The organism is Bradyrhizobium sp. PRIMUS42 (assembly GCF_023006515.1).
Classification (GTDB): Bacteria; Pseudomonadota; Alphaproteobacteria; order Rhizobiales; family Xanthobacteraceae; genus Bradyrhizobium.
Map to the genome: position 1 here is coordinate 1 of NZ_JALBGZ010000623.1, position 3,724 is coordinate 3,724.

The following is a 3,724-nucleotide window of genomic DNA, read 5'->3' on the forward strand; positions in this document are numbered from 1 at the left end:
AGTTCGGCCTCTGGCTCCTGCGCGCGCTGCATGGCGATCTCGGCAATTCCATCGCCACCGGCCGCCCCGTGCTTGCCGAGGTCATGCGCGCGGTCGGCAACACCGTCACGCTGGCGATTGCCGCCGCGATCATCGGCTTCACCATGGGCATCCTGCTCGGCCTGATCGCCGGCTATTTTCGCGAGACCTGGATCGACAAGGTCGCGACCTCCTTCGCCATCGCCGGCGTGTCGGTGCCGCATTACTGGCTCGGCATGGTGCTCGTCATCATTTTCTCGGTGCAGCTGAACTGGCTGCCCGCGGTCGGTGCCGGGCCCAACGGCTCCAACTCCTGGGCCTGGGACTGGGCTCACCTGAAATATCTGGTGCTGCCGGCAATCACGACGTCGGTGATTCCGATGGGCATCGTCACCCGTACCGTACGCGCGCTCACCGGCGATATCCTCAGCCAGGACTTCGTCGAGGCTTTACGCGCAAAAGGCCTGCACGAGCGTGGCGTGTTCCGCCACGTCATCAAGAACGCCGCGCCCACGGCGCTTGCGGTGATGGGGCTTCAGCTCGGCTATATGCTCGGCGGCTCGATCCTGATCGAGACCGTGTTCTCCTGGCCGGGTTCCGGCTTCCTGCTCAACTCGGCAATTTTCCAGCGCGATCTGCCGCTGCTGCAGGGCACGATCCTGATCCTGGCGCTGTTCTTCGTCTTCCTCAATCTCCTGGTCGACATCGCGCAAGCCGCGATCGACCCGCGCATCAAGCGGGGCTGACGGGATGAGCCCAGCTGTAACCAAGCAAACGGTGCGCACCCTCCCCCGCCTGCGGGGGAGGGACGGGGAGAGGGTGTCTCCACTCGCGAGAACCCTCCAGAGGGGAAAGCCCTCACCCGGCGCGTTGCGCCGACCTCTCCCGCAAGCGGGAGAGGTGCACTGCCTTTCGGGCTCGCTCCGACTACACCAATGCGCAAGGGGAGCCAGCCAATGAGCGAGCTTCCGTTGTCCGCCACCACCGACGCCGCGCTCCAGGCCGCGCCCACGACCAAGGCGCGCGGCTATTGGGCGACCGTCGGCCGCCGTATCAGGCGCGACAAGGTCAGCATGGCTTGCGCGCTGGTGCTGCTGCTGATCTTCCTCTCGGCGATCCTCGCGCCATGGCTGGGTCTGGAAGATCCCTACAAGGGCTCGATGATCCGCCGCCTGCGCCACATCGGCACAGCGGGCTACCCGCTCGGCACCGACGAGCTCGGCCGCGACATGCTGGCGCGCCTGATCTATGGCGGACGGCTGTCGCTGGTCATCGGCATTTTGCCCGTGATCCTCGCCTTCTGCATCGGCACCTCGCTCGGCCTCGTCGCCGGTTATGTCGGCGGCAAGCTCAACACGGCGATCATGCGGACGGTCGACGTGTTCTATGCCTTCCCGTCGGTGCTGCTGGCGATCGCGATCTCCGGCGCACTCGGCGCCGGCATCCTCAATTCCATCGTGTCGTTGACGGTCGTGTTCGTGCCGCAGATCACCCGCGTCGCCGAGAGCGTCACGACAGGCGTGCGCAACATGGATTTCGTCGAGGCCGCGCGTGCCTCGGGCGCCGGGCCCTTCACCATCATGCGCGTGCACATCCTCGGCAATGTGCTGGGGTCGATTTTCGTCTATGCCACCAGTCTCATTTCGGTCTCGATGATCCTGGCCGCCGGTCTTTCTTTCCTCGGTCTCGGCACCAAGCCGCCGGAGCCTGAATGGGGACTGATGCTGAACACCTTGCGGACCGCAATCTACGTCAATCCCTGGGTCGCAGCATTGCCGGGCGCAATGATCTTCGCGGTTTCGATCTGCTTCAACCTGCTCTCGGACGGCCTGCGCAGCGCCATGGACATCAGGAACTAGCCATGAGCGAGAACAACACATCCGTCGAAATGCTTGAGCCCGTCGAGGACGTCGGCGGCGTCGCGCAGCCCCTGCTGCAGGTCAACGGCCTGACCAAGCATTTTCCGGTGCGCGGCGGGCTGTTCGCCGCCAAGCGAACCGTGCGCGCCGTCGACAATGTCTCCTTCACTGTTGCCAAGGGCGAGACCGTCGGCATCGTCGGCGAATCCGGCTGCGGCAAGTCGACCACGGCGCGGCTGCTCATGCATCTGATGCCGCGCGATACCGGCGACATCATCTATGACGGCATGACCGTCGGACAGTCGCTGTCGCTGCGCGAACTGCGCCGCGGCATGCAGATGGTGTTCCAGGACTCGTACGCCTCGCTCAATCCGCGCCTGACCATCGAGGAATCGATCGCCTTCGGCCCCAAGGTCCACGGCATGGCCGACGGCGCGGCGCGCACCCTCGCGCGCGAGTTGCTCGGCAAGGTCGGCTTGCGCCCGGAAAATTTCGCGAGCCGCTATCCGCACGAGATCTCCGGCGGCCAGCGCCAACGCGTCAACATCGCGCGAGCACTGGCCTTGTCGCCAAGGCTGGTGATCCTGGATGAAGCCGTCTCCGCGCTCGACAAATCCGTCGAGGCGCAGGTGCTCAATCTGCTGGCCGATCTCAAGCGCGAGTTCGGCCTGACCTATCTGTTCATCAGCCACGACCTCAACGTCGTCCGCTACATCTCGGATCGCGTGCTGGTGATGTATCTCGGCGAGGTCGTCGAGCTCGGTCCGGTCGACCAGGTCTGGGATAGCCCAGCGCATCCCTACACGCGCGCGCTTCTCGCTGCGATGCCGTCCTCCGACCCCGACAGGCGCACCGAGACGCCGCCGATCACGGGCGATCCGCCCAATCCGATCGATCCGCCCTCGGGCTGCCGCTTCCACACCCGTTGCCCGTTTGCGGAGCCGCTCTGCGCAAATGCGACACCAAAGCTCACTGCGCTCGATAGAATGGGCCACGAGGCCGCGTGCTACATGGCCATACCGGGTTCAGGCCATAGCCGCGCGCCCAGGGAGAAGACCGCATGACGAGACCGACACCGAAAGAGATCAAGCCGATCGCGCAAATCGCCGGCGTCCCCGTGGACGACGAGATCGCGATGCGCATCTCCAACTCCATCGGGCCTGCCTTCGAAGGCTTCGAGGCCATCGCCGGCACGCTGCCTTTCGACCTCGAGCCCGCACTCTATCCGATCGTGCAGACGCAGAAGGTCTCGAAATGAGCACCGAGCCAGCATTGATGACGCTCACCGAGGTCGCGCGCGCGATCGCGATGAAGCAGGTGTCCTCGCATGAGGTGACGCGCGCGCTGCTGCAGCGCATCACGCAGTGGCAGCCGCATCTCAACGCCTTCATGTCGGTCGAGGCCGAGGCAGCATTGAAGGCGGCGGAAGCTGCCGATTCCGAACTCGCCAGGGGCAATGTTCGTGGTCCGCTGCACGGCGTGCCGCTCGCGCACAAGGACATGTATTACGATGCCGGCAAGGTTTCGACCTGCGGCTCGCTGATCCGCCGCGACTTCGTGCCAACCGTCACGTCTACGGCTCTGCAGCGGCTGAAGGATGCCGGACAGGTGCGCCTCGGCACGCTGCACCTCGCCGAATTCGCCTACGGCCCGACCGGACACAACGCCCATTACGGCCCGGTGCGTAATCCCTGGAACGTCGCCCACATCACCGGCGGGTCCTCATCCGGCTCCGGTTCGGCGGTTGCGGCGCGGCTGACTTATGCGGCACTTGGCTCCGACACCGGCGGCTCGATCAGGATGCCCGCGCATTTCTGCGGCGTCACCGGCCTCAAGACCACCGTCGG

At 65.4% G+C, this 3,724-nt stretch carries 5 protein-coding genes; all 5 read left to right on the forward strand.

Translation table 11 applies throughout. The annotated features are described in order from the left end of the window. Positions 1-764: ABC transporter permease (locus MOV75_RS30635; protein ID WP_247007181.1), on the forward strand; the 764-nt coding region annotated here is incomplete at its 5' end. Between the two features lie 210 nt (positions 765-974). Further along, positions 975-1,877 (forward strand): ABC transporter permease, encoded by a 903-nt coding sequence (locus MOV75_RS30640; RefSeq protein ID WP_246919843.1) that lies wholly within the window; start codon positions 975-977, stop codon positions 1,875-1,877. 2 nt (positions 1,878-1,879) lie between these two features. Continuing rightward, positions 1,880-2,941: an ABC transporter ATP-binding protein gene (locus tag MOV75_RS30645; RefSeq protein ID WP_246919841.1), complete on the forward strand. Its 1,062-nt coding sequence runs from the start codon at positions 1,880-1,882 to the stop codon at positions 2,939-2,941. Beyond that, positions 2,938-3,135: a hypothetical protein gene (locus tag MOV75_RS30650; RefSeq protein WP_246919840.1), complete on the forward strand. Its 198-nt coding sequence runs from the start codon at positions 2,938-2,940 to the stop codon at positions 3,133-3,135. Before MOV75_RS30645 ends, MOV75_RS30650 begins: the two co-directional genes overlap by 4 nt. After that, positions 3,132-3,724, forward strand: a 593-nt coding sequence (locus tag MOV75_RS30655) for an amidase (RefSeq protein ID WP_247007183.1), incomplete at its 3' end; no start/stop codon positions are given. The genes MOV75_RS30650 and MOV75_RS30655, both read left to right, overlap by 4 nt.